Raw genomic sequence first — 21,962 nt, 5'->3', positions numbered from 1 at the left:
ACAACAGCGATCGGAACAATGATCCGCACGCGCAGCGGTGTCTGTAGCTAATCTTTTGATTAATTGCCAGGAAGGTGAGCACCTTGAAATTATATACACGTACCGGAGATAGCGGAGATACATCAGTCAAAGGCGGCCGAGTTCGTAAGGATGACAGCCGGGTTGAAGCTTATGGAACTGTCGATGAACTGAATAGCTTTGTCGGTCAGGCGGCTGCGATTGCCGTTCGTGATGGCTTGAGCGAGCTTGCTGCGGAGCTGACGGAAATTCAGCAGGAGCTGTTTGACTGCGGCTCGGATCTGGCTTTCGCGGACCCGAGCGGACGCGATTTGAAACTGACCGATGCGTCAGCTGTTCGCTTGGAGAGCTGGATCGATGCGCATACGGCCGCGTCGCCGGAGATTAAGAGATTTATTTTGCCTGGGGGCAGTGAAGTATCGGCTCTGCTTCATGTGTGCAGAACGGTATGCCGAAGAGCGGAACGGCGCATCGTGACATTGGCGGCAGAGGTGCCGGTGCACCCACCGGTAAGGACGTATATGAACCGGTTGTCGGACTATTTCTTCGCTGCTGCGCGTTTCGCGAATGTGAAGCTTGGTGTACCGGATACCGAATATATTAGGAGCGCGGACGTGTTTCGCACAAAGAGCAATGACTAATTCCGTCTATTATGAACCACTCACCCTAGTTATAGCAGAAGAGGACAATGGCAAGATCGTTCGAAAGGTGCTGGAGCGCCGTCTCGGCGTTTCGCGTAAGCTGCTGTCACGCCTGAAGCAGACCGAGCATGGAATCATGGTTAACGGAGAACGTGTCTATACCAATGACCGCGTTAATAGTGGTGACTTGTTAGAGCTTCGGATGGAGCAGGAAGAGTCTAATGATATTTTGCCGCAGCCGATGGAACTCGATATTGTTTATGAGGATCGGGATTTGATTATCGTGAATAAGCCGCCCGGAATCGTGGTACATCCCACGCAGGGGCACTACACAGGAACGCTGGCCAATGGGGTCGTTTATCATTGGAAGCAGCTCGGGGAGCGCGTACGGTTTCGCCCCATTCATCGCTTGGATGAGGAAACATCAGGACTTGTTGCGATCGCGAAAACGCCATATATTCACCAGCAGCTCTCTGAGCAGCTTCAGGCAGGCGAGGTGGATAAAAGGTACCGCACTTATGTGTACGGCAGTCCGGCAGAGGCAGCGGGAACGGTCAATGAACCGATTGATCGGGATACGGTCAATCCTCATTTGCGTGTCGTAACGCCTGATGGTTATGCCTCGATTACGCATTACGAGGTGGAGACGGTATACGGCAATGGCGCTGCAACGAAGTTGAATATCAAGTTGGAAACAGGCCGCACGCATCAAATTCGGGTGCATATGAAACATCTCGGCTGTCCGCTGCTTGGGGACAAGCTGTATGGATATGCAGGCGAAGGCAAGGAAGCTGAAGCGCCGGAAGTGTCGGCTTCACTGGAATCCTTACTGCAGCGGCAAGCGCTGCATGCTGCGATTTTGTCGTTTACGCATCCGATTACGAAGGAGCGTATGACATTCGAGGCGGCACTACCGGAAGATTTGCGGCAGTTGGAGTCGGAGCTGCGGAAATTGTAACGACTACGATAACAAACATGAACTGGAGATAGAGGTACGCCATGAAGAAGCTGACAATCTACGAATATCCAAAATGCGGAACCTGCCGCAGTGCAATTAAGACGCTCAAAGGGATGGGCTATGAACTCGAGTCGCATAACGTGTTTGAAACTGCACCTTCCGTGGAGACGCTGCAAACGATTATTGCCAATAGCGGCTTGGAAGTGAAGAAGTTTTTCAACACTTCAGGCGAAGTGTACAAGGAGCTGGGTCTGAAGGATAAGTTGCCGAGCATGACTGAGCAGGAGAAGATTGAATTACTCGCCTCAAACGGCAGATTGATTAAGCGGCCTGTCGTCACGAATGGCAGTACGGTTACGGTAGGTTTTAAGGATGAGGAATATGATCGAGTGTGGGGAACTAGCGTAAAGATCTAGTGCAGAGAGCTGAGGAGGTACTCGTCAGGTGACAACTACGAAAGAATGGCGTGCGGATCGATTGTCTGAGCTTGGCTCGTCAATATTTGCCGAAGTGGCAGAGTGGAAGAGAGAGGCAGTTCGCCTTGGGATGAATGTCATTGATCTTAGCATCGGCAGCCCAGATTTGCCGCCTTCGTTGCCGATCCGGCAAGCGTTAAGCGAAGCCGTGCTGCGTGAGGATGTCTATGGATATCCCGGCTCCAAGGGGAGCGTGAAGTTTCTCCGTCAGGCAGCCGATTGGCTGGCGTTTCGGTTCGGCATCGAAGTCGATCCGGAGCATGAGCTGCTCTCGTTGATGGGGTCGCAGGATGGACTGGGACACTTGGCGCTATCGCTTTGCAATCCGGGCGATATTGCGCTTGTGCCTGATCCGGGCTATCCGGTCTACATGGCCGGACTTGCGGTTGCAGGTGTAGAGCCCTATCGAATGCCGCTGCTTGCGGAGAATCAGTTTCTGCCTGACTTCGATGCGATTCCCGAAGAAGTATGGAAGAGAGCGAAGTTTATGCTGCTCAATTATCCGAGCAATCCTGTCTCGGCAGTTGCGGATATCCCCTTCTTCGAGCGAGCTGTTTCTCATGCCAAACGTCATGGTGTATTGATCGTGCATGATTTGGCTTATTCGGAGATGGCTTTTGACGGGTATAAACCTCCTAGTATACTGCAAGTGACAGAAGCGCGGGAAGTAGCGGTAGAGTTTCATTCGCTGTCTAAGAGCTTCAATATGGCTGGCTGCAGAATCGGGTTCCTGGCAGGCAACCAGAAGGCGATCGCTGCGCTGCGCGAGCTGAAAGCGAATATCGATTATGGTGTATTTCTACCTGTTCAAGAAGCGGGAATTGTTGCTTTGCAGCAGGATATGCTGGGGGATCAACAATCAGTGGGAGCCCTCTATGAGACGAGGCGTGACCGATTCATAGAGGCACTTCGTGAGCAAGGCTGGGAGATTGCGTCACCCAAAGCTACGATGTTTATTTGGGCGAAGCTGCCGCCTATGCAGTGGCAGTTGTCGGAGCCTTGGACATCGCGTCGCATTTCCCGGGAAATGCTCGAACGGACCGGAGTTGCTGTTATTCCCGGAGATGCCTTCGGCGAACAAGGGGAAGGTTATGTCCGAATTGCTTTAGTAGAGAAAGAAGAGCGACTTATTGAGGCTGCTGAGCGTATCGGGAGATTCATCAGGGGCGAGTAAACGTTATAGGGGAGAGATATGGGGATGCAAGAAACGAACAACCGGAGAGTGCTGCTCGTTGACGGAATGGCGATCTTGTTTAGAGCGTTCTATGCGACGTCTTACACGGGCTATATTCGTAAAACGAGCGCAGGGCTGCCGACAAATGCGGTATACGGCTTTATTCAATATTTTTTTGATGCGATTAATACGTTTAAACCGACTCATGTTATTTGTTGTTGGGATATGGGCAGCAAGACGTTCCGTACAGAGCAGTTTGCTGACTATAAGGGAAATCGGGGCGAGGCACCGCTTGAGCTTATTCCTCAATTTGACTTGGTAAAAGAAGTCGTAGAAGAAATGGGCATTCAGAACGTTGGGGTTGTCGGTTTTGAAGCGGATGATTGCATCGGCACGTTAGCGACACAGCTGAGCGGAGAAGCAGAGGTTTATGTCCTGACCGGTGACCACGATATGCTGCAGTTGGTGAGTGAAACGGTGAAAGTGGTCATCATGAAGAAGGGCAAGCTGAACTACGCGGTCTACGATTTGGCGTTGCTTCTGGAAGAGAAACAGCTCTCGCCGAGTCAGGTTATTGACCTCAAAGGCTTCATGGGCGATACAAGCGACAATTACCCTGGCGTCAAAGGCATTGGAGAGAAAACAGCACTCAAGCTGATTCTCGAATATCAATCGATCGAAGGTGTACTGCTAAACCTCGATAAGCTGCCTAAAGGCGTGCGCAGTAAAATCGAGGCGGATCTTGACATGCTTCACCTGTCACGAGACTTGGCGACCATTCGCTTGAATGCGCCGGTAAGCTGCGAGCTGTCAGCTTGCGCTTGGCAGATCCAACTGGAAGCTGCTACACGTAAATTTGAAGAGCTTGAGTTTGGTGGTCTGGTTAAAATATTAGAGGGTCATCCAAGCTTCAATTTGGATTTATTCTCGGTATAAAGTGGACTGTGGAAGCCGCTGAGAGTGAGAAAGTTGAACTCTTGGCGGTTTTTTATCCTGATTGATCGGCAGGTGATTTGGATGCAGAGGAACATTATTCTGGCTGCTAAGCTCTATGAACATAATTCAGAAACGCGATTGATGTTTTATTGCCATATTCCCGAAGTGAAGGAGGGCTATATGGCACTCAACGTTGGGCAAGGAAGGGCAGATTATGGATTTTGGAGCGGGCTTCATAGAATTGTCAGCTTGCTGCATCGCACATACCGCCGAAGTTATGGGATTCAGCTTGCCGTTTCAAAATCGGCCTTTACGTTACACGGCTTAGCGAACAAGGATCAGGTTTCTGCAATGCTGGATGAGTTTGTGTCGTATGCTCATATCCTTTGCGACCCCTACATGGAGCGGCTTGATTTGGTCAATGACATTAGTATAGTCGATCAGATAAAGCCAGGTGACCTCAAGGGCTACTCGCTGGAAGCGATCGCTGCGGCACAGTTAAACCCGCCTGTCATTGTTAAAGAGAAACCGAAGAAGTATGACTACTATAACGAGCTTACAATGCCAAATGAAGGTGTTGTACTGGATTTCGAGACCACATCTCCCATCGTGGAGTATGCTAAGATCATAGAAATCAGCGCATTGAAATTTAGAAACGGTCAAGTGATTGACAGCTTCGAGACGCTGGTTAATCCAAAGGTAAAGCTTCCAAAACAGGTAAGAGAACTTACAGGCATTACAGACGAAGACCTAGCCGAGATGCCAACATCCTTTCAGGCGTTGAAACAGTTAAACAAATTCTTGTCGGGTACACCGGTGCTCGTTGGCCACAACGTGCAATATGACTATCGCGTTCTGAAGACGATCTGTGATAGAGCCAAAACGCAAGCGTGGAAAGGGAAGCTGCTGTGTACGATAAAGCAGGCGCGACTGTTAAAGCTTCCGGTAGAGAGTTATGATTTATCGACCCTATGCGAAATATTCGGAATAAAGAACGAACAGCCGCACCGTGCATGGGCTGATACAAAAGCAACGTTTGAGCTCATGAAGTGTATTTATGGATCTCACTTGGTTTAGCGAATATAAGAAATAAGAAGAAGCAATCCTGTTTGGCTTTCATTAGCCATAGAATTGCTTTTTTTTGGTATATACAACTTCGCCGTTGTAAGGTATCGTAAGTTTGAAAGGAACATAATTTTGTTCCTAACAAACATCGGTATGATCGATCTGGGAGGACGAACGGATGGCTAAGCTTCACTTGCTAAGCAATGCGCATTTGGATCCGGTATGGCAGTGGGAGTGGGAAGAAGGGGCTGCCGCTGCAGTTTCTACGTTCCGCGCCGCCGCTGAATTTTGCAGGGAGTATGATGGGTATGTTTTCAATCATAATGAAGTGATTTTGTACAAATGGATTGAAGAGTATGAACCTGAATTGTTCGAGGAGATTCAAGAGCTCGTCCGACTCGGCAAGTGGAACATCATGGGGGGCTGGTACCTGCAGCCGGACTGCAATATGCCATCAGGGGAATCGATCGTCAGGCAGATGCTGCATGGCAGAGTTTACTTCTCGGAGAAGTTTGGCGCGAGGCCGACTACTGCGATTAATTTTGACTCGTTCGGACATTCCCGCGGTTTAGTGCAGCTTATGCGAAAGGCCGGCTACGACTCTTATTTGTTCATGCGGCCCGATGATCATACAGTTGGCCCGGAGCGCGAGTTTCGGTGGATCGGATTTGACGGGTCTGAGGTGATGGCTCACCAGACTTATTTCTATAATACCCTTATGGGCCAAGCCCGTAAGTCTATCGAGAATTGGCTTAGCAGCCACGAAGGCAAGCCGCTTGGCCTTATGTTATGGGGAGTCGGTAATCATGGGGGCGGTCCTTCGCGAGTGGATTTGGATGAAATCGGCCAGCTGATGGAAGCGCGGAGCGATGTTCAAATCGTACATTCATCTCCGGAGCAGTATTTTGCAGAGCTTGCTGAGGAGACTGAACTTCCGGCGCATTCCGGTGATTTGAATCCGCGTTTTGTCGGCTGTTATACGTCCATTATTCGCATCAAGCAGAAGCATCGGCTGCTCGAGAATGAGCTATACGTAACGGAGAAAATGCTCTCCGCCGCCGCTATTGCCGGTAAACTCACTTATCCTAAAGAAGAATTGCAGCAGGCCACTTTTGATCTGCTCACTGCGCAATTTCATGATATATTGCCGGGCTCGTCGGTACAGCCAGCCGAGGATGCGTCGCTGCGTCTGCTCGGACACGGACTAGAGATCGTCTCTCGATTAAAGGCGAGAGCCTTCTTCGCATTAGCGTCTGGACAACCCAAAGCAGCGGAAGGCGAATATCCGATTCTGATTTATAATCCGCATCCATTCCCGGTATCCGGTGTGTTTGCTTGTGAGTTTATGCTGGCCGACCAGAACTGGAAGGACGAATTCTCGATGCCTGTCGTCTATCAGGATGGAAAGCGAATTCCATCTCAGCCTGAGAAGGAACACAGTAATATTAATCTGGACTGGCGTAAACGCGCTGTCTTCTATGCGGAGCTTGCGCCTTCCTCGATGAATCGATTTGACGGCCGAATTGAGATGCTCCCGGCCAAACCGCTGCCGCAGATCGAGGTTGATCAGCAAGCGATTCGGTTCTCAAACGGTCGTATGGAAGCCGTTATTAATACAAGCACAGGATTGTTGGATTCGTATCTGGTGGACGGTGTTTCGTATGTGAAGGAGAAGGCGTTCCAGCCAATCGTCGTGGCCGATAATGAGGATCCATGGCGGATGGACACGAACCGTTTTGAACCGGATATTGGTTCGTTTCAGCTGATGGACAAAGGAGCCGGTTCTGACTTCTCCGGTTTGCGTCATGCGCTGCTGCCTTCAGTTCGGGTTATCGAAGACGGAGCCGTGCGCACCGTAGTCGAAGCGGTTCTTGCCTATCAGCATTCGAAGCTGGTTCTTACGTACAAACTCCCTAAACAGGGGAGTGAGCTCGAAGTGCATGTGCGGGTGTTCTGGAACGAGAAGGACAAAATGCTGAAGCTGTCCATTCCAACGACGTTTACGGATGCTTCGTACATTGGGCAAACGGTATATGGTGTTCAAACGTTGGATACGACAGGTCAAGAAGCGGTGGCGCAGAAGTGGACCGCTGCTCATTCGACTCGGCAGCAGGCCGCCTTGACCTTAATTAATAACGGAACTTACGGTTCGGACTTTAAGGATGGCACAATTCGCCCAACGCTGCTGCGCAGTCCAGGTTATACGACTCACCCGATTATGGATCGGCCGCTTATCGTGCAGGACCGTTTCTCGCCGCGCAGTGATCAAGGAGAACGCGAGTTTACCTATTGGCTGAACGGCGGTGCAGTGGAAGAACGTCTAAGCGCCATCGACCGTGAAGCGGTTCAGCGCAATGAAGCGCCTTACGCGTTGTCTTTCTTCCCATCCGGTCGTGGAGAGAAAGTGAAGCCGCTTGTAATCCTGAAGGATGAAGTCGTTCTATTAGGAACCTTCAAGCAAATGGAACGGAGCGATGATTACGTGCTTCGCCTGTTTGAGCCAATCGGAAAGCCGCGGGTGACGGAGGTGGAGATTCCGATGCTCGGCATCACGTGCACGGTTACGCTTGCGCCATTCGAGGTGAAAACCTTCCGTGTTTCGGTAAGTGAAGGAACGATCACAGAGGCTTCACTCATGGAAGAGGATTGAAGCTGTAAGGCGTGTGGCCAGCTCGAAATTGGAGTTTCTCCGATTTCGGGCTTTTTATCTTCATAATCAAGCCGTGAAGACCGAATAAAAAATAAAAGCAAGTCCAGATCAATAGTTAGAGGAGAAAGTATATGGTGATGAACAGCAAAGTTTTACGAGCATTAACTGCAGGCGTGTTATTGACAACAGTGACAGGGATGGCAGGGATGACGGGAGGCTCGACAACTAGTGTGTGGGCGATGGCTCAGCCAGTCGTTTCGCTAAACAAAGTTGAAGAGAATCCGAAGACGGCGACAGTGAAGCTCACCTATGGGAGATCATCGTCGATTACGTTGCCAATTGGAACGCAGCTTCCGATCGGCGATAAACTGCAGCTGTCACAGCCGGTGGAGCTTGATTATGCAACAGGTAATGCTTCCATTGCGAAAGTGAATGCAAGAGGCGTTCTCATACCGGTATCGCCAGGCACAACAATGCTTACGATCCGCGTATCTTCAGCCGAGCCTTACACAGGGCAATTAAAGCTGCCTGTGACCGTGACCAAAGCGCAGCCGGTTGCATTAGCTTTCAATCCGAAGCTGGAAGTTCGCAAGATTAGGCTTGGCAATTCGACTTTCACGGTTCAAACCGTTGCGATTCCCAAAGGAATGACCGCTGCAGTTGGCTTCGCGGACAGTCGTGTCGGCGCTACGCAGCCACTTGCCGGGATCGCCTCCAATTATCGGGCTGACATTGCAATCAACGGAACATTCTTTGATGCGTACACCGACGTTCCCGACCCATATGGGAATTTGATTAGCAGCGGGATGGCTGAGCATATCGGCAACAGAGGAACGACCATCGGGTTTAAATGGGACGGCAGCGCTGTTATGGACTCGCTTCGAATGAATATTCGCGGCACTATTGTCCGTGATGACGGTCGCACAGGATCGTGGTATGCCTACTTTATGAATCGCAAACCAACAGGCAGTGCATCCGCAATCTTGTTTACTCCAAAACGAGGCAAGATGCTGGGCTTCGCAGCCGATGCAGCTGTGATCGTGCGTAACCATGTTGTTACTGAAGTCCGGCATGGGATTGATGTTTCGATACCGACTGACGGTTATGTGCTTGTTTTCCAAGGCAATGAGCGGGGGCAGGCAGAACGTTTCGAAGCCGGGGCACGAGTCAATTACGAAATCAACTTGACGAATATGCAGGGGAAACAGTTGGATTGGGGCGGTGTACATACGGCGGTTGGAGCGGGGCCGAGGTTGGTCACGAATGGTGCTGTGACGTTGAATCCTGCTGCAGAGGGCTTCAAGGATCCGAAGATTTTCTCAGGCGGCGGTGCACGCAGCGGCATCGCCATTCGCAAGGACGGTTCGATTATGCTCGCAACCGTACCTGGCGCAACGATGAAGCAGTGGGCGCAAGTAATGGTGAAGCTTGGCGCACAGCAGGCCATGAATCTGGACGGCGGAGCATCTTCCGGGCTTTGGTTTCAAGGAAAAACCGTTACGACGCCGGGCCGTGAACTAAGTAATGCGCTAATATTTGGTCAGCAAATGAAGTGGTAGTAAGGATGTGAAAAACCCGCTAGAGAAGGACAGTGCTTCCTTCTTTAGCGGGTTTTCCATGTGAGGCTAATTAAGGCTCATCCATTGCGTCCGGATAGACATCCTCGCCGGGGTAATCGCGATACATGCCTGCATGCAGCTCGCGGTTCTCGTAATCAAATCGATTCGGCGGCCGCTGATCGACTCGCCAAGGTTTGCTCTTGCTAAGCGATTCGGACACTATCCTGGAACCATACGGTCCATCGGGAAACTCTTGTGCGATGAAATCGTTGCGCTGAGATTCGACCGTCTTCACATCTGTATAGGGCTGACGATTTTCTTTCATGAACATGCAGATTCCTCCTGCAGCGGCTATTGGATTACCGTTACAGTGTACCCGACGTCAGTCGGTAAAATGCACCGCTCCTACCACTAATTCTAAAAACTGTTTAAGATCGGCGGCTTCTTCCTCTGTCAGTTTATACGTGAATTCCAGGTAGCCTTCTTCGTCCAAATCATCTTGACCGACGATTGCGGTTCGACCGCTCATCAGATCTGTAATCAGCTTCTTGCCGTAGAAACGGTTGGTAGTCATAATGGCCAGATCAAACCGCTTAAGGTTTGGCGTTATAAAAGTGACGAAGCGGGTTGTCGTTTGCTCCGTCGTATCGGACATAAAATCATAATCAGGCAGCAGCATTTCGAGTTCCTCCTTTATTCTGCATCTATCATAGCATTCCTATCTGCGACGGGGCAATCCGGCTCACAGCCATGAATTGGGAAATTGACTCTTGCCACGCATAGGCAGCTATGCTATGATGTGAGCAATCAAATCGTTGCATCGTGAGGAAGCACCTCTTTCGCCATTATTATGGCGTAAGAGGTGCTTTTTTTTTGTTTTTCGATGCTTCGGAGTTTGATATAACTAATCATTCGGGTGGAGGTGGGCCTGCATGCAGGTCGTATTTTTGAACACATTTGAGAAAGCAGATCAAGACAACCGCGCCGAACAAGCGCAGCTGTCCATTTGCGAGCAAAACGGAGTATGGTCGGTATTTTGGACAGAATCGCTTGTAAATGGGCAGGATCAACAGCAAATCGTTTGGTTTGAAGGCAGCTCCTGGGAAGAAATGATGACGGCTTTCCGTCATGGCATTGCTGTTCAAATGGGAGAAGGTTATTTGCCGCTGATTGATGGCATGCTGGAGGAACGTCGTGGTCAAGAAGGGCTGGGCAGTTTGTATTCGATGATCCAGTGTTATGGAGAGATGAACACGGATCCTGTTTTGTTCGAAGCGCTTCGCGATTGGCGCCGCTCGAAAGCGGTGGAGGGGAAGAAATCCGCGTATCTTATCGCATCCAATCGGATGCTCTGGATGATTAGCTGCTTTGTGCCGCATCAGCCTGAAGAGCTGCTGCAAATTCCGGGATGGGGAGAGACGAAGCAGGCTGCTTATGCAGAAGAAGTGCTTGCTGTTACGCGGTCCTATCAGCGTGAAAGAAGCTTTCCGCTGGAATGGGTATCTAGCGCAATCGATCCTAAGGTTTACATTAAGTGGGTTTATAAGCAGAAGGAAAATAAGTATAAATCGCAGATGGATCGCCAGCAGGAGAAGCAGAAGCTGCTCCGTGGAATAGCTGAAGGCAACTCCATAGAAGGGCTGCTCGCTCAGACCGATCTGCCTCGCAGAGATCTCATGGAACGTATCGAGAAGCTGGAGACAGAAGGGTACGATATAGAGCCGCTTATCGAGAGAGAACTGGAGTCGATGCCGGAGTCGGAGCAGCAGCTGGTATGGGATGCGCTGCTTGCCGTTGGCGACCGCTATCTGAAGCCGGTGCTGCAGCGAGTGTATGGTGAAGAAGCGATACAGGGGAAAGGCAAGTCGCTTGATCTGATCTATGATCGGTTAAGACTGATTCGCCTTCGTTACCGCCGGATGAAGATCAATCAAGTATCATAACGTCCAGATCGGATCCTCGAATTGAATGGACGCCCCGCAGTCGCAAGAAAGTCCTGTTTCGTAGGAGCGGTTGCCAATCAATTGAGCGACCGCTTCGCGGAGCTGATGTTTGGAGGGGGAAGGAATTTCGCTGCTGCCAAGATTCGGCTCCAGCTGGTTTTTCTCCCGAAGCCATACAAGAACAGCACTTATGATCGTCGTCGCATCGGCCATAGCAATATCCCACAGTTCCCACACACTTTCAGTATGAAGCGTTTGCCCATCGACCGGATCCAGCCAAGGCGCATGGGATTCGTTTAATATATCTAGATTAAGCGGATCGCGTTTGTAGACGAAGGGTTCGATTTGACCAAAAGTAAGCAGGCGTCTGATCCCCGTAGGATCATGGAATAACCGCTGTGCCGCAATCATGTCGCGCATCGCGCCTGTCCAGTCCTCACGACGAATAAGAGGAGCGAACTTCGGATAATGGACAGCGGCAATTTGCTCGAACGCATCCACGACGGAAGCGGGCAACTCACCTCTATTGTTAATCTCGCGCCATACTTCAGCTTTCCACGTCTCCGTTCCAAGCAGTTTGCGAACAATGAGTGTATCCATGATGACTTCAAACCGTTGATGATCCCATTTGCGAGAGCCGGATCGGCTGAATACGTAAGGATGCATAACACGGTCCAATACATGATGCAGCACAAATCCCAGCGTATAGACGAGTGCGTCGTCCTTTGCTGCAGAATGTGCGTCTGATGTACTATCCAGAGCATCCAATAGATCCAGAAGAACGGGGCCGCAGTGGAATTGATGCATGTCGCTCCCGAGCCGGGTCATTGTTTTTCCTTTCTGCCAAGGCAGAAAGCGATGATAGAATAGAAAATCCGGGCCCTGACAGCCCATATTAAACATATTTTTTCTGTGCGGCGCAGCGATTAAGTGCTGTTCGCCAAGAGCTTGCAGGCATTGCTGCCCAAATAGAAAATGTGTCCATACATTCGGCACGGTTATCCTCCCATAGACTCTTGTTCGACGCATTTCTACAAATCTTTAAACTATTGCTTGAATTGAGTAGTATACTTGACCTAACAATTCTTGTATAATCATTGGTAAAGAAGAATGCCATCGAATCAAGTCGAAAAGGGGCGCTACCTCAGGATGAAGGCTGAATATATTAATCCCTTCTTAGAGTCCGCTAAAATAGTCATCGAACAAGTCATCCAAATTCGGCCTTCAACTGGTCAGCTCGGTGTGAAAGAAGTCAAGTTTACTCAGGATTATATCTGGATACAAATTGGTATAAACGGTCAGATGAACGGTGATATTGTATTTGGATTAAGTGAAGAAGTAGCCCTGAAAATGGTGTCGGCTATGATGGGTGGATATGTCATTTCGGAAATGGATGAGATGGGCAAAAGCGCGATATCGGAGCTGGGCAATATGATTAGCGGAAATGCCAGTACGATGCTCTTCAATCAAGGTGTACGCGTCGATATTACTCCTCCGAAACTGGTACTTTCATCTCAGGCGACTGAATTTAAAGCTGCGAAAGCGTTAACCATTCCGCTGATTATGGATGGAATCGGAGAGCTGGACATCCAGGTACTAATTGCATCGTAACACGATTCGAGCTCCCAGTGGAGCTTTTTTTCGTGTTTAGGGTCAATAGTAGCGGTTCTATTTTGCCTATTTGTACCTGTTGCAGTAAACTGAAAGTCAGGTGATCACAATGTTGCGTGGGAAAATTGTTCTTATAACCGGAGCGGCGAGCGGGATTGGCGCGGAAACGGCCAAATTGCTGGCGGCAGCCGGGGCGATTCCGATCCTTACCGGACGCAGGCTGGATAAGCTTCGCGAAGCTGCGGCTGCTATTGGAGGCACGAATAGCTGCTATAAGATGGACGTGACCAACAATGATGAGGTTGCGCACGTCGTACAGCAAATCGCGAATGACTTTGGACGGATCGATATTTTATTGAATAATGCGGGTTACGGGGTATTTGAGCTGTTTGAGGATGCTCCGATCGAGCGATTTCAAGAGATGATGGATACGAACTATATGGGCATCATTCGGTGCACCAAAGCGGTGCTGCCTATTATGCAAAAGCAAGGCAGTGGCCATATTATTAATGTCGCATCTATGGCCGGGAAGCTTAGCACATCCAAGTCATCGGGCTATGCGGCAACCAAGCATGCCGTACTAGGGCTTACCAATGCGATGCGATCGGAATTTGCTTCGATGAATATCTATGTATCGGCGATTAATCCGGGGCCAATCGATACCCCTTTTCTACATATAGCAGACCCGCAAGGCCATTATGCCAGTAAAGTACAAGGCTTTATGCTGAAGCCGGCGCGTGTGGCGGAAGTGATTGTGCAAGTGATGAAACGGAGAAAGCCGGAAGTGGATTTGCCGCGTTCGGCATCCATTGGCATTCGGATTTATGGATTATTTCCGCGTTTGGCAGACAGGCTCGCAGGGCGCTGGTTGAATCGGAAATAGGAAGCAAGCAGATGAGGAGTTTGATGAACGTGACATGGGAAACATTGGAGCTGCACCCGCAGCTGAAAGAAACACTGCTTTCGAATCAAATTGAGAAACCGACCCCGGTACAATCGGCGACGATCCCCGTTCTGTTAGCGGGGCATGATGTATCTGCCAAATCACAGACAGGGACAGGCAAAACGTTGGCGTACATGCTGCCTGCGCTGGAGCGTGTGGATGTGTCCAAACAGGATGTACAGGTCATGGTGCTTGCGCCGACGCAGGAACTGGCGATGCAAATTTTTCGCGTTGCCGAAATCTACGGTGAAGTGATCGGCGTGAAGACGCAGCAGCTCATCGGAGGCGCTTCGATGCAGCGTCAAGTCGAGAAGCTGCGGCAGCATCCGCATGTTGTCGTTGGTACACCGGGACGGATTCATGAACTTGTGAAATCCGGCAAGCTGAAGCTGCATCATATCCGGCTCGTGATTATCGACGAAGCGGATCAGGTGTTTAATCTGGGTTCGACTACTGAAGTCGAGACTTTACTCAGAGGGATGGTACGTGATCGGCAGATCGCGTTCTTCTCGGCGACAAGGCCGCAGGCGATGGTCGAAGTGGAAGAACGCTGGATGCAGGACCCGCAGCGAGTGGATGTGACGGCAGATCAGAATGCCGGTAAACAGGTGAAGCATTATTTTGTCGTCTGCGAACGGCGCGATAAAGCAGATACAGCGAGAAAGCTCATTCGGATGCTGAAGCCAGCGGCGGCGCTGCTGTTTATCAACGAGACCGATGAGATCGCTAATTATGAAGCAAAGCTGAGCTATGAAGGGTTTAGCGTAGAGTCATTGTACGGCGATGCGGATAAACAGAAGCGTGCTTCCACGCTGGCTCGATTCCGCGAAGGCCGACTCCAACTGCTGGTAGCGACGGATGTTGCGGCTCGCGGACTCGATATTGTGGATTTGCCGCTGGTCGTACACCTTGATCCTGCTCTGGATGCGGATCATTATGTCCATCGCTCCGGCCGTACAGGTCGGATGGGCAAGCCGGGCACGGTCATCTCCATCGTGACGCGTAATCAGCTGTTCATCATGGATAAATTCCGTAAGCAGCTTGGTATTGAGCTGCAGGAGAAAACGATGTCTCACGGGAAGCTGTGGAATCCCGGTGAGGAGCAGGGCAGTCGCGATTCTTATGGTCGCGATGCTTCTCGTGGCGGGCAAGGCGGAGCGGGTGAGCGTGGAGAAAGAGGCGCTGGTGCAGCTGCAGGTGTGGGCAAAGCCTTCGGCGCCCGTCCGGCGCGCCCGTCGACGGCTGCGGATTCGCGGCCGGCTGCGGCGAGCGTTCGAGGCAGCTCGGAGCCAAGCGGCTCCGGCGCACCGGCAGGCCGACCGCAGGCAGCAGCGAAAACAGCAGCGAAGCAGCCGGTGAAGCCGACGAAGTCGAAGCGCGATCAAGAGCGCGAACGTAAGAACAAAGGCGCGCCGAAGTGGCTGAAAGCGAAGCGAGACGGCGAGCAGTAATCACTAAAGGAAAGGCCGCCTCGAAAGCAGCATGATGCTGCTTTTGAGGCGGCCTTTGTTGTGTGCGCAATATCAGCTAAAGAACGAATTTATAGTAATGGAACCCCCTTAGCCGGTCATGCGCTGCAGATCGCGGAAGCTAACAAACGATTTACTGTTTTCGTCCCACAAGTGGAAACGAAGCGACTTCAAACTCGTTCCGATCGTAATCGTTGTTGCCTTTTGCAGGGAAGGAGAGGCTTGATGGGCTTTCTCCAGGTGATAGTTCGGCACTTTCGGACTTAGATGGTGGACGTGATGGAATCCGATGTTGCCCGTCATCCATTGTAACAGCTTCGGCAGCTTGTAATAGGAGCTTCCTTCGACGGCAGCCTGGACGAAGTCCCACTCCTCGTCGTTCTCGTAATAGGAATGCTCGAATTGATGCTGAACATAGAACAGCCATACGCCGAGCAAGCCTGATACGAAAAATACGGGACCTTGAATCATGACGAATGCTTGCCAACCAACCGCCCACATCAATAGCGCATATAAAGCAATTACGGCAGCATTAGTTAAATACGTGTTCAGGCGTTCTTTGCGTTTGGCGCCTTTGCGGTTGAGCCTGTATGTAAAGAGGAAAATGAAGATCGGTCCGATTACAAACGTTACGAATGGATGCCTGTAAGCGCGGTAGGCTATTTTTTTTCGTAGTGGAGCAGATTTGTATTCATTTACGGTAAGTACCCACATATCGCCGGTTCCGCGCTTATCCAAGTTTCCGCTCGTGGCATGATGAATGGAGTGGCTTTGCTTCCATTGCTGATAAGGAAACAGAGTCATTACGCCTAAGATGGTGCCGAGAATATCGTTGGCTTTACGGTTTTTAAAGAAAGATTGATGGCAGCAGTCGTGAAAAATAATAAATGTCCGGACTAAAAATCCGGCAGCGACGAATGTCAGCGGAAGAGCGACCCAGTAGGATAAAGATAGGCTCGCATAGGCGGCGTACCAGAGGAGGAGAAGCGGGCCAATTGTATTGGCAAGCTGAATAAGGCTCGATTTAGCATGAGGTTTCTCATAAGGTGTGATCGATTGTTTCAATTGAGAAATTTTGACGTGGTTCATGAATTGCTGCCTCCTAGGTTGCGGTGAACGGTGGTAAATAGCGTTCCTGGCACTAATCTTATTACGTAACGTGACGCGGGGAATCCGCCGCAGGTCCATTATTCACCACGACTCGGGGCGGGGACGGCCCATTCAAACATGCCGCTGCATCGCCCGATATTCTTGCGGCGAAACGCCTTCCTTGCCCTTGAACGTACGGCTGAAATGCGCGCCGTCGTAGAATCCGGCAGCGTGAGCGATGGCCGTGATCGGCATCGACGTCGTTTCGAGGAGCCGTTTGGCTTGCTCGAGGCGGATCGCATTCATGTAGATGCCGATCGTGACGCCGGTCTCTTGCTTGAACAGCTGATTGAGATAGCGCTCATTCAGCGAATAACGCGCTGCAATTTCGCTAAGCGGCATCCGTTCACCTGCGTGCCACTGTTCATGCAAATCGTTCATGACCGCATGAATGAGCTTGTGATGTGCGCTCTGCGACGTCTGCACCACACCGTGATAAATGCGCACGAGCAGATGGAGAAAATGCTGCTTCACAAGGACCGAATCCTGCCGTCCTACATTCAGATCAGCCATAATCGCCTGATAATCCTGCTGTAAGCCTTGAAGCGCCATAGGCCGCGTATCCAGCTTGAGTCTGGCAAACAGCTCGCGGAACGCCGTATTGATCTCCGCTTTATCTGAGTAGAAGCCGATATAATAAAGCCGAAATTGCCCGCCTGCGCAGGAGCTGTTGCGAAGTGTGTCTTGTACAGCAAGTAGGTCACTTTGATTCAACTGGACGGGCTGACCGTCTTGAATGACAAGCTGGCTTCCGCCGGCTAAGTAATTGAGCTCGAACCATCTGCCCGGACCATCCCAGCCTAAGTTCTCCCAGAACCCGCAGGAATGGATACGAATACGGTTCCAGTTCTGATCAACCAACTTGATCAGCGCCTCTACACCGATGCGAGGCTGGTTGTCAGCATTCATGCTACCCCCTCCAATTCATCTTACAATTATACAAATGGAGAAGTAGACATACAATACATAACGTGTTGCTGACTGTATATTCTAGGTATGGATATACAAATTGATCGATTAAGGGGACGGCGAAAACTATGAATCCAATCACGGCAGAGCAAGCTAAGAAAGATCAACTATTTTATGAAGAAAACGGCTATTGGATTAGTCCGATTGTCTTTGATGCCGAAGAGGTAGAAGCGCTGCGCAAAGCGCATGACCGTATCTGGAATCAAGATTTCGACGGAGATGCTTTCCCGCTTACGGAATGGTTCCCAAGCGACAATCCAACTCGTTTGCGCAAAGTCGACAATGCTTGGTGGATCAACGATGAGGTGTACAAAACGGTAACCGCTCGTAAACTCGGCAAATTGGCAGCAAACCTGATGAATACTAACGAAGTTCGCGTCTGGTATGACCAAGCGATCTACAAGCCGGGTACTGGAAAAGGCCAAGAAACTTCTGTAGGCAATGTTGGCTGGCATCAGGATTATGTGTACTGGCAATGTACGAATACAACCAATTTGGTAACGGCGTGGATTGCGCTGCAGGATACGGATCTCTCCAACGGCTGCATGCAAGTCATCCCAGGCTCGCACAAATGGGGACTGCTGAACTCCGACGGCTTCTTCAACACGGAGCTAGAGGCAGTGAAGAAACAAATGGAAGTCGATGAGAAGCCATGGCGTGAAGAGCCGCTTATTCTGAAAGCAGGCCAAGTCAGCTTTCACCATTCGTATACGATCCACGGTTCGCGCCAAAATTATTCCAATGACCCGCGCCTTAGCATCGTTGCGCATTATATCCCGCAAGGAACGGCTTATAAGAAGAACCAAAACGTTGATAACATTCGTCTGCTAGGCCCTCGTCCGAAGGAAGGCGACCTGTACGACAATCAATATTTCCCGCTTGCGTACTCGGCTTCCGAGGAAAAATAAGATCGTTTTTTCCGCGTCAAACCTCAGTTTTTGACGAACGGACGAACTTTATTTTGACCATGACCCCCTTAAATGTCCTGCCACTCCCCGAACGATATGAGCGAAAGTAAAAAAGCGGCACGGACCGCATTCGCGAGGAGAGTGGCAGCATCATGAAAAAAGCCATTTTGAAAAAGGCGGCAATTACATCAGTGGCGTTACTAACCCTGGCAGGTGGCGCAGGCAGCGCTTTTGCTCACGGTAACGACAAAGGACATGACGATAAAGGCAATCACCAAAGCAACGGCAAGAACGATAATAAGAAAGATAATGATAAACACGGCATTAACCTTCAGTTCAAGGATGAGAAAGAGCTGAAATGGGCGCTTGAGTACATTATCCGTTTGGCATCTAAAGGCGTGTTCAACGGCTATGATGACGGCACGTTCAAGCCTCAGCAGAAGATTACGCGCATCGAATCCATCGTAGCGGCTGTTCGTTTGATGGGTCTGAAAGAGCAAGCGGAATCTCAAGCTGAAATGAGCACGAAGCTGAACTTCAAAGACGCAGACGTGCTTGCGAAAAAATACCCATGGGCAGTCGGTTACGTGGCTGTAGCGCTTGAGAAAGACTTGTTCAGCGAGAATGACGATGCGATTCAACCGGACAAGCCGGCAACTCGGTTGTTCGCGGCAACTTTGCTTGTGAAAGCACTGGGCCTGGAAGCGGAAGCAAAAGCGAAAGTGAACTCGGAGCTGACGTTCCGCGATGCGGATAAAATCCCTGCAGGATCGGTTGGATATGTTCAAGTAGCGATTGAGAAAGGCTTAATCACAGGCTACGAGGACAACTCGTTCCGTCCGAACCAACAAGTAACACGCGCTGAGCTTGCGGCTCTGCTTGACCGTACGGATGAGCAGCTTCCGGATCAAGACGCACAAGCTATTACAGGCAAGCTGAAAGCAGATGCATCGGGTAACGCGATCGTAGTTGTGAAACCGAACAACACCGAAGTGGCACTTGCGCTTGACCCGAACGTCTTCATCTTCCGTAATAACGTGAAGGTTGCTGTATCGGCATTGAAAGCAGGCGACGAAGTTCTTGTTCGTACGTACCAAAACAAAGTTGTATTCATCGAAGTAACGAAGCTTGCTGCTGAGCAGCCTGCTGTTACAACTCAAGTTGGCCTGTTCAACTCCTATTCCTTGAATGCACAAGGTAAAATCGCAACGATTTCGATCACACGTACAGAGAACGGTACTACACAAGCGTATGTGTTTAACACGGCTCCTGACGTAGCCATTGTTGGCAACGCAGCATTGCTAGTAGCCGGTCATGCGGTTGAACTAACTGTCCTTAATAACCTCGTTTATTCCATCAAAGTCGTATAATATACGAGCACTTAGAAGGCCTCATGTCCTGCATTGCTGCAGGCATGGGGCCTTTTTGCTTACGATTTTTCATTTAGCCGAAAATTTGGTAGTATCAGGGTGAGAATGTAGAGGTGATCGCGATGAAGCCAGTCTTAGAAGTAAAAGGGTTAACAGGCGGATACAGCCCCCGGCGGCCGGTGCTCCACAATTTGTCATTCGAAGTCGGAGCAGGTGAAATGGTTGGACTCATTGGGCTGAACGGCGCAGGCAAAAGTACGGCGATCAAGCATATTCTCGGGCTGATGCAGCCGCACAGCGGGGAGATACGCATTAGCGGTCATACGCTGGCAGAGAATTCGGAGGCGTATCGCAGCTCGCTGGCTTATGTGCCGGAATCGCCGCTGCTCTTCGATGAGCTGACGGTTGAGGAGCATTTGGCATTGACGGGCATGGCCTACAATGTGGATGAAACTTTGTATAAGCAGCGAACGGAGAGCTTGTTGGATGAGTTCTATATGACGCCGAAGAAAAGTGCCTTCGCGGCCCACTTGTCCAAAGGCATGCGGCAAAAGGTCATGATTATGAATGCGCTTCTTGCAAGACCTGCGCTGTATGTCATTGATGAGCCGTTCCTTGGCCTTGATCCGCTCGGCATCCGTTCCTTGCTTGATAAACTGGTCGAGGTAACGAAGGAGGGCTCATCGGTGTTTATGAGCTCCCATATTTTATCGACGGTAGAATCGTATTGCAGCCGGTTTATTGTGCTTCATCAAGGCGCTGTTGTTGCGCAAGGCACGCTGCAGGATGTATGCGAGGCAGCCGGGATGCCGCGTGAGAGCAGATCCGGTTCGCTGGAAGAAGCCTTCTACCGGCTCGTGGCAGGTGGAGGGTCTAATGGAGCGATCGGTTGATTCGTTATGGCGCACGCGCTCAGGCACATTCTGGCGATCAGCGCTGCCTTATTTCCGCTATATTGTGCAGAGTGGACTGCCGGGTGTAACGATCATGCTGGTGCTGGCTGGGTTAGCCGGCTATGGGATGCTGCTGCGGAATATGCCCGCATCCTTCCCGATTACGCTTGTAGGCGTAGCAGCGTTGACCCCGTTCATTTGCTGGAGTCCCTTGCGGACATGGCTGCGCGAGGCGGATGTTGTGTTTCTGGTGCCGCGTGAAGCGCAGCTGCCGTCCTATCTGCGACGATCTTTTCGCTATAATGGGATGGGCCTCATGGCGGCAGTTCTGTTGATGTGCGGCATCTTTATTCCGCTTTACATTGCGGCACACGGCCGGACAAGCGCTATCGTAATCGTAGTTGCAGCGCTGCTGCTGAAACTGCTGCATATGGGTGCAGCCTGGCGCGAGCGCCAGCTTGTCCACGCAGGAACCCGGCGCAGTATTCGGCTGCTGCGCTGGTCCGCAACTGCGGTAGGAATTGCGGCGCTGCTTCATACCGAGCTATGGAAGATGGCGATTTATATCGCTGTCGTAGGTTGTCTCTTCGGACTTCTTTACTTGCGTATGCCGCGTTATCCAATTCCTTGGCTGCTGCTTATTGAGGAAGAGAAGCGCACTCGGCGCAGATATGATGTTTTCTTCGGGGCGTTCACGGATGTACCGACAGAATCGGCATCCGTCAAGTCGCGACCCTATGCGGCTTGGATGGCAAGACGGATTAAGTACCGCAGGGAACATGCATTTGTTTATCTGTATTCATTTACATTGATTCGTACGGAGCTTGGCGGCATATTGCTGCGTTTAACAGGACTTGGCGTGTTAACAGGCTGTTTGTCAGCTTATTCGGGCTTGTGGTCAGGCTGGGGTTCAGCAGGTGTCTGCATCCTGTTCGTGTGGCTGAGCGGGGTTCAGCTCAGCGCGCTCACACAGGCGCATCGACATTCGGTCTGGCGGCATGTCTATCCGCTGCCTGATCAGACTCGCCATGATGCTGTAGTGCGCGTCGATCGTTTAGCTGCTCTTCTATGCGCCTTAATTATCTGGCTGCCGCAAGTGCTGCTGCTGCCATCCCAGGGGTACGCGCTTCAGGCGGTTGCCTCACTTGTATTATCGCTGCTCTATGTCCTGGCGTTACGGCCGGGAAGAGTGAAGCGCAAGTTGGTGTTTGATCCGGATGAGGATTAGTG

At 50.8% G+C, this 21,962-nt stretch carries 21 protein-coding genes; 16 read left to right on the top strand and 5 right to left on the bottom strand.

Translation table 11 applies throughout. The annotated features are described in order from the left end of the window. Positions 1 to 83: 83 nt before the first annotated feature. From AC506A_RS29235 to AC506A_RS29200, 8 genes are all read left to right on the top strand, one after another. Complete coding sequence (locus AC506A_RS29235) at positions 84 to 659, top strand: cob(I)yrinic acid a,c-diamide adenosyltransferase (RefSeq protein ID WP_495464541.1); 576 nt, start codon at positions 84 to 86, stop codon at positions 657 to 659. Then, complete coding sequence (locus AC506A_RS29230) at positions 652 to 1,617, top strand: RluA family pseudouridine synthase (RefSeq protein WP_495464540.1); 966 nt, start codon at positions 652 to 654, stop codon at positions 1,615 to 1,617. Before AC506A_RS29235 ends, AC506A_RS29230 begins: the two co-directional genes overlap by 8 nt. A gap of 41 nt (positions 1,618 to 1,658) precedes the next feature. Then, positions 1,659 to 2,033 carry an arsenate reductase family protein gene (locus AC506A_RS29225; protein ID WP_495464539.1) on the top strand — a complete coding sequence of 125 codons (375 nt, stop codon included), beginning with the start codon at positions 1,659 to 1,661 and terminating at the stop codon, positions 2,031 to 2,033. Positions 2,034 to 2,061: 28 nt separating this feature from the next. Then, positions 2,062 to 3,267, top strand: a complete 1,206-nt coding sequence (locus AC506A_RS29220; RefSeq protein WP_495464538.1) for an aminotransferase class I/II-fold pyridoxal phosphate-dependent enzyme — start codon at positions 2,062 to 2,064, stop codon at positions 3,265 to 3,267. A 24-nt stretch (positions 3,268 to 3,291) separates the two neighbouring features. Then, positions 3,292 to 4,203 (top strand): 5'-3' exonuclease, encoded by a 912-nt coding sequence (locus tag AC506A_RS29215; RefSeq protein WP_495464537.1) that lies wholly within the window; start codon positions 3,292 to 3,294, stop codon positions 4,201 to 4,203. A 180-nt stretch (positions 4,204 to 4,383) separates the two neighbouring features. Then, positions 4,384 to 5,280, top strand: a complete 897-nt coding sequence (locus AC506A_RS29210; protein ID WP_495464536.1) for a 3'-5' exonuclease — start codon at positions 4,384 to 4,386, stop codon at positions 5,278 to 5,280. A gap of 166 nt (positions 5,281 to 5,446) precedes the next feature. Continuing rightward, on the top strand, positions 5,447 to 7,918 hold the full coding sequence (locus AC506A_RS29205) for a glycoside hydrolase family 38 N-terminal domain-containing protein (RefSeq protein WP_495464535.1): 2,472 nt from the start codon (positions 5,447 to 5,449) through the stop codon (positions 7,916 to 7,918). A gap of 137 nt (positions 7,919 to 8,055) precedes the next feature. Then, the gene (locus tag AC506A_RS29200) at positions 8,056 to 9,477 is read left to right on the top strand and encodes a phosphodiester glycosidase family protein (protein WP_495464534.1); all 1,422 of its coding nucleotides are present in this window, start codon (positions 8,056 to 8,058) and stop codon (positions 9,475 to 9,477) included. 70 nt (positions 9,478 to 9,547) lie between these two features. On the opposite strand, the gene AC506A_RS29195 is transcribed toward AC506A_RS29200, so the two are convergent. Next, positions 9,548 to 9,808: a hypothetical protein gene (locus tag AC506A_RS29195; protein WP_495464533.1), complete on the bottom strand. Its 261-nt coding sequence runs from the start codon at positions 9,806 to 9,808 to the stop codon at positions 9,548 to 9,550. 51 nt (positions 9,809 to 9,859) lie between these two features. Next, positions 9,860 to 10,156: a DUF3055 domain-containing protein gene (locus AC506A_RS29190; protein WP_495464532.1), complete on the bottom strand. Its 297-nt coding sequence runs from the start codon at positions 10,154 to 10,156 to the stop codon at positions 9,860 to 9,862. Between the two features lie 253 nt (positions 10,157 to 10,409). Here AC506A_RS29190 and AC506A_RS29185 point away from each other — a divergent pair, with 253 nt between their 5' ends. After that, positions 10,410 to 11,420 (top strand): HRDC domain-containing protein, encoded by a 1,011-nt coding sequence (locus AC506A_RS29185; protein WP_495464531.1) that lies wholly within the window; start codon positions 10,410 to 10,412, stop codon positions 11,418 to 11,420. Here the strand turns inward: AC506A_RS29185 and AC506A_RS29180 are convergent. Then, positions 11,415 to 12,416: a zinc dependent phospholipase C family protein gene (locus AC506A_RS29180; protein WP_495464530.1), complete on the bottom strand. Its 1,002-nt coding sequence runs from the start codon at positions 12,414 to 12,416 to the stop codon at positions 11,415 to 11,417. The two genes, AC506A_RS29185 and AC506A_RS29180, sit on opposite strands and share 6 nt — an antisense overlap. A 153-nt stretch (positions 12,417 to 12,569) precedes the next feature. Between AC506A_RS29180 and AC506A_RS29175 the strand changes: the two genes are divergently transcribed. The 3 genes from AC506A_RS29175 (at position 12,570) to AC506A_RS29165 (ending at position 15,425) form a co-directional block, all read left to right on the top strand. Then, the gene (locus AC506A_RS29175; RefSeq protein WP_495464529.1) at positions 12,570 to 13,031 is read left to right on the top strand and encodes a chemotaxis protein CheX; all 462 of its coding nucleotides are present in this window, start codon (positions 12,570 to 12,572) and stop codon (positions 13,029 to 13,031) included. A 109-nt stretch (positions 13,032 to 13,140) separates the two neighbouring features. Further along, a complete protein-coding gene (locus AC506A_RS29170; RefSeq protein WP_495464528.1) occupies positions 13,141 to 13,914 on the top strand; it encodes an SDR family NAD(P)-dependent oxidoreductase in 774 nt (257 codons plus the stop codon). A gap of 23 nt (positions 13,915 to 13,937) precedes the next feature. After that, the gene (locus tag AC506A_RS29165) at positions 13,938 to 15,425 is read left to right on the top strand and encodes a DEAD/DEAH box helicase (RefSeq protein WP_495464527.1); all 1,488 of its coding nucleotides are present in this window, start codon (positions 13,938 to 13,940) and stop codon (positions 15,423 to 15,425) included. A gap of 108 nt (positions 15,426 to 15,533) precedes the next feature. Here AC506A_RS29165 and desA read toward each other — a convergent pair whose 3' ends face one another. Together desA and AC506A_RS29155 are read right to left on the bottom strand one after the other, a co-directional pair. After that, positions 15,534 to 16,532, bottom strand: coding sequence for a Delta(5) desaturase DesA (gene desA, locus AC506A_RS29160; RefSeq protein ID WP_495464526.1), 999 nt, complete (start codon positions 16,530 to 16,532; stop codon positions 15,534 to 15,536). Between the two features lie 132 nt (positions 16,533 to 16,664). Beyond that, positions 16,665 to 17,501, bottom strand: a complete 837-nt coding sequence (locus AC506A_RS29155; RefSeq protein ID WP_495464525.1) for a helix-turn-helix domain-containing protein — start codon at positions 17,499 to 17,501, stop codon at positions 16,665 to 16,667. A 128-nt stretch (positions 17,502 to 17,629) separates the two neighbouring features. Here AC506A_RS29155 and AC506A_RS29150 point away from each other — a divergent pair, with 128 nt between their 5' ends. The 4 genes from AC506A_RS29150 to AC506A_RS29135 all read left to right on the top strand — a co-directional run bounded on the left by AC506A_RS29150 (position 17,630) and on the right by AC506A_RS29135 (position 21,960). Then, positions 17,630 to 18,469, top strand: coding sequence for a phytanoyl-CoA dioxygenase family protein (locus tag AC506A_RS29150; RefSeq protein ID WP_495464524.1), 840 nt, complete (start codon positions 17,630 to 17,632; stop codon positions 18,467 to 18,469). Positions 18,470 to 18,621: 152 nt separating this feature from the next. After that, positions 18,622 to 19,839 carry an S-layer homology domain-containing protein gene (locus AC506A_RS29145; protein ID WP_495464523.1) on the top strand — a complete coding sequence of 406 codons (1,218 nt, stop codon included), beginning with the start codon at positions 18,622 to 18,624 and terminating at the stop codon, positions 19,837 to 19,839. 116 nt (positions 19,840 to 19,955) lie between these two features. Then, on the top strand, positions 19,956 to 20,732 hold the full coding sequence (locus AC506A_RS29140) for an ABC transporter ATP-binding protein (RefSeq protein ID WP_495464561.1): 777 nt from the start codon (positions 19,956 to 19,958) through the stop codon (positions 20,730 to 20,732). Further along, positions 20,716 to 21,960, top strand: a complete 1,245-nt coding sequence (locus tag AC506A_RS29135) for an ABC transporter permease (RefSeq protein ID WP_495464522.1) — start codon at positions 20,716 to 20,718, stop codon at positions 21,958 to 21,960. The genes AC506A_RS29140 and AC506A_RS29135 overlap by 17 nt, the downstream gene beginning before the upstream one ends. Positions 21,961 to 21,962 lie beyond the last annotated feature (2 nt).

Source organism: Paenibacillus sp. N22P23 (assembly GCF_059383735.1).
The sequence above is the reverse complement of the archived record's forward strand: the minus strand, read 5'-3'. Positions and strand labels throughout refer to the sequence as shown.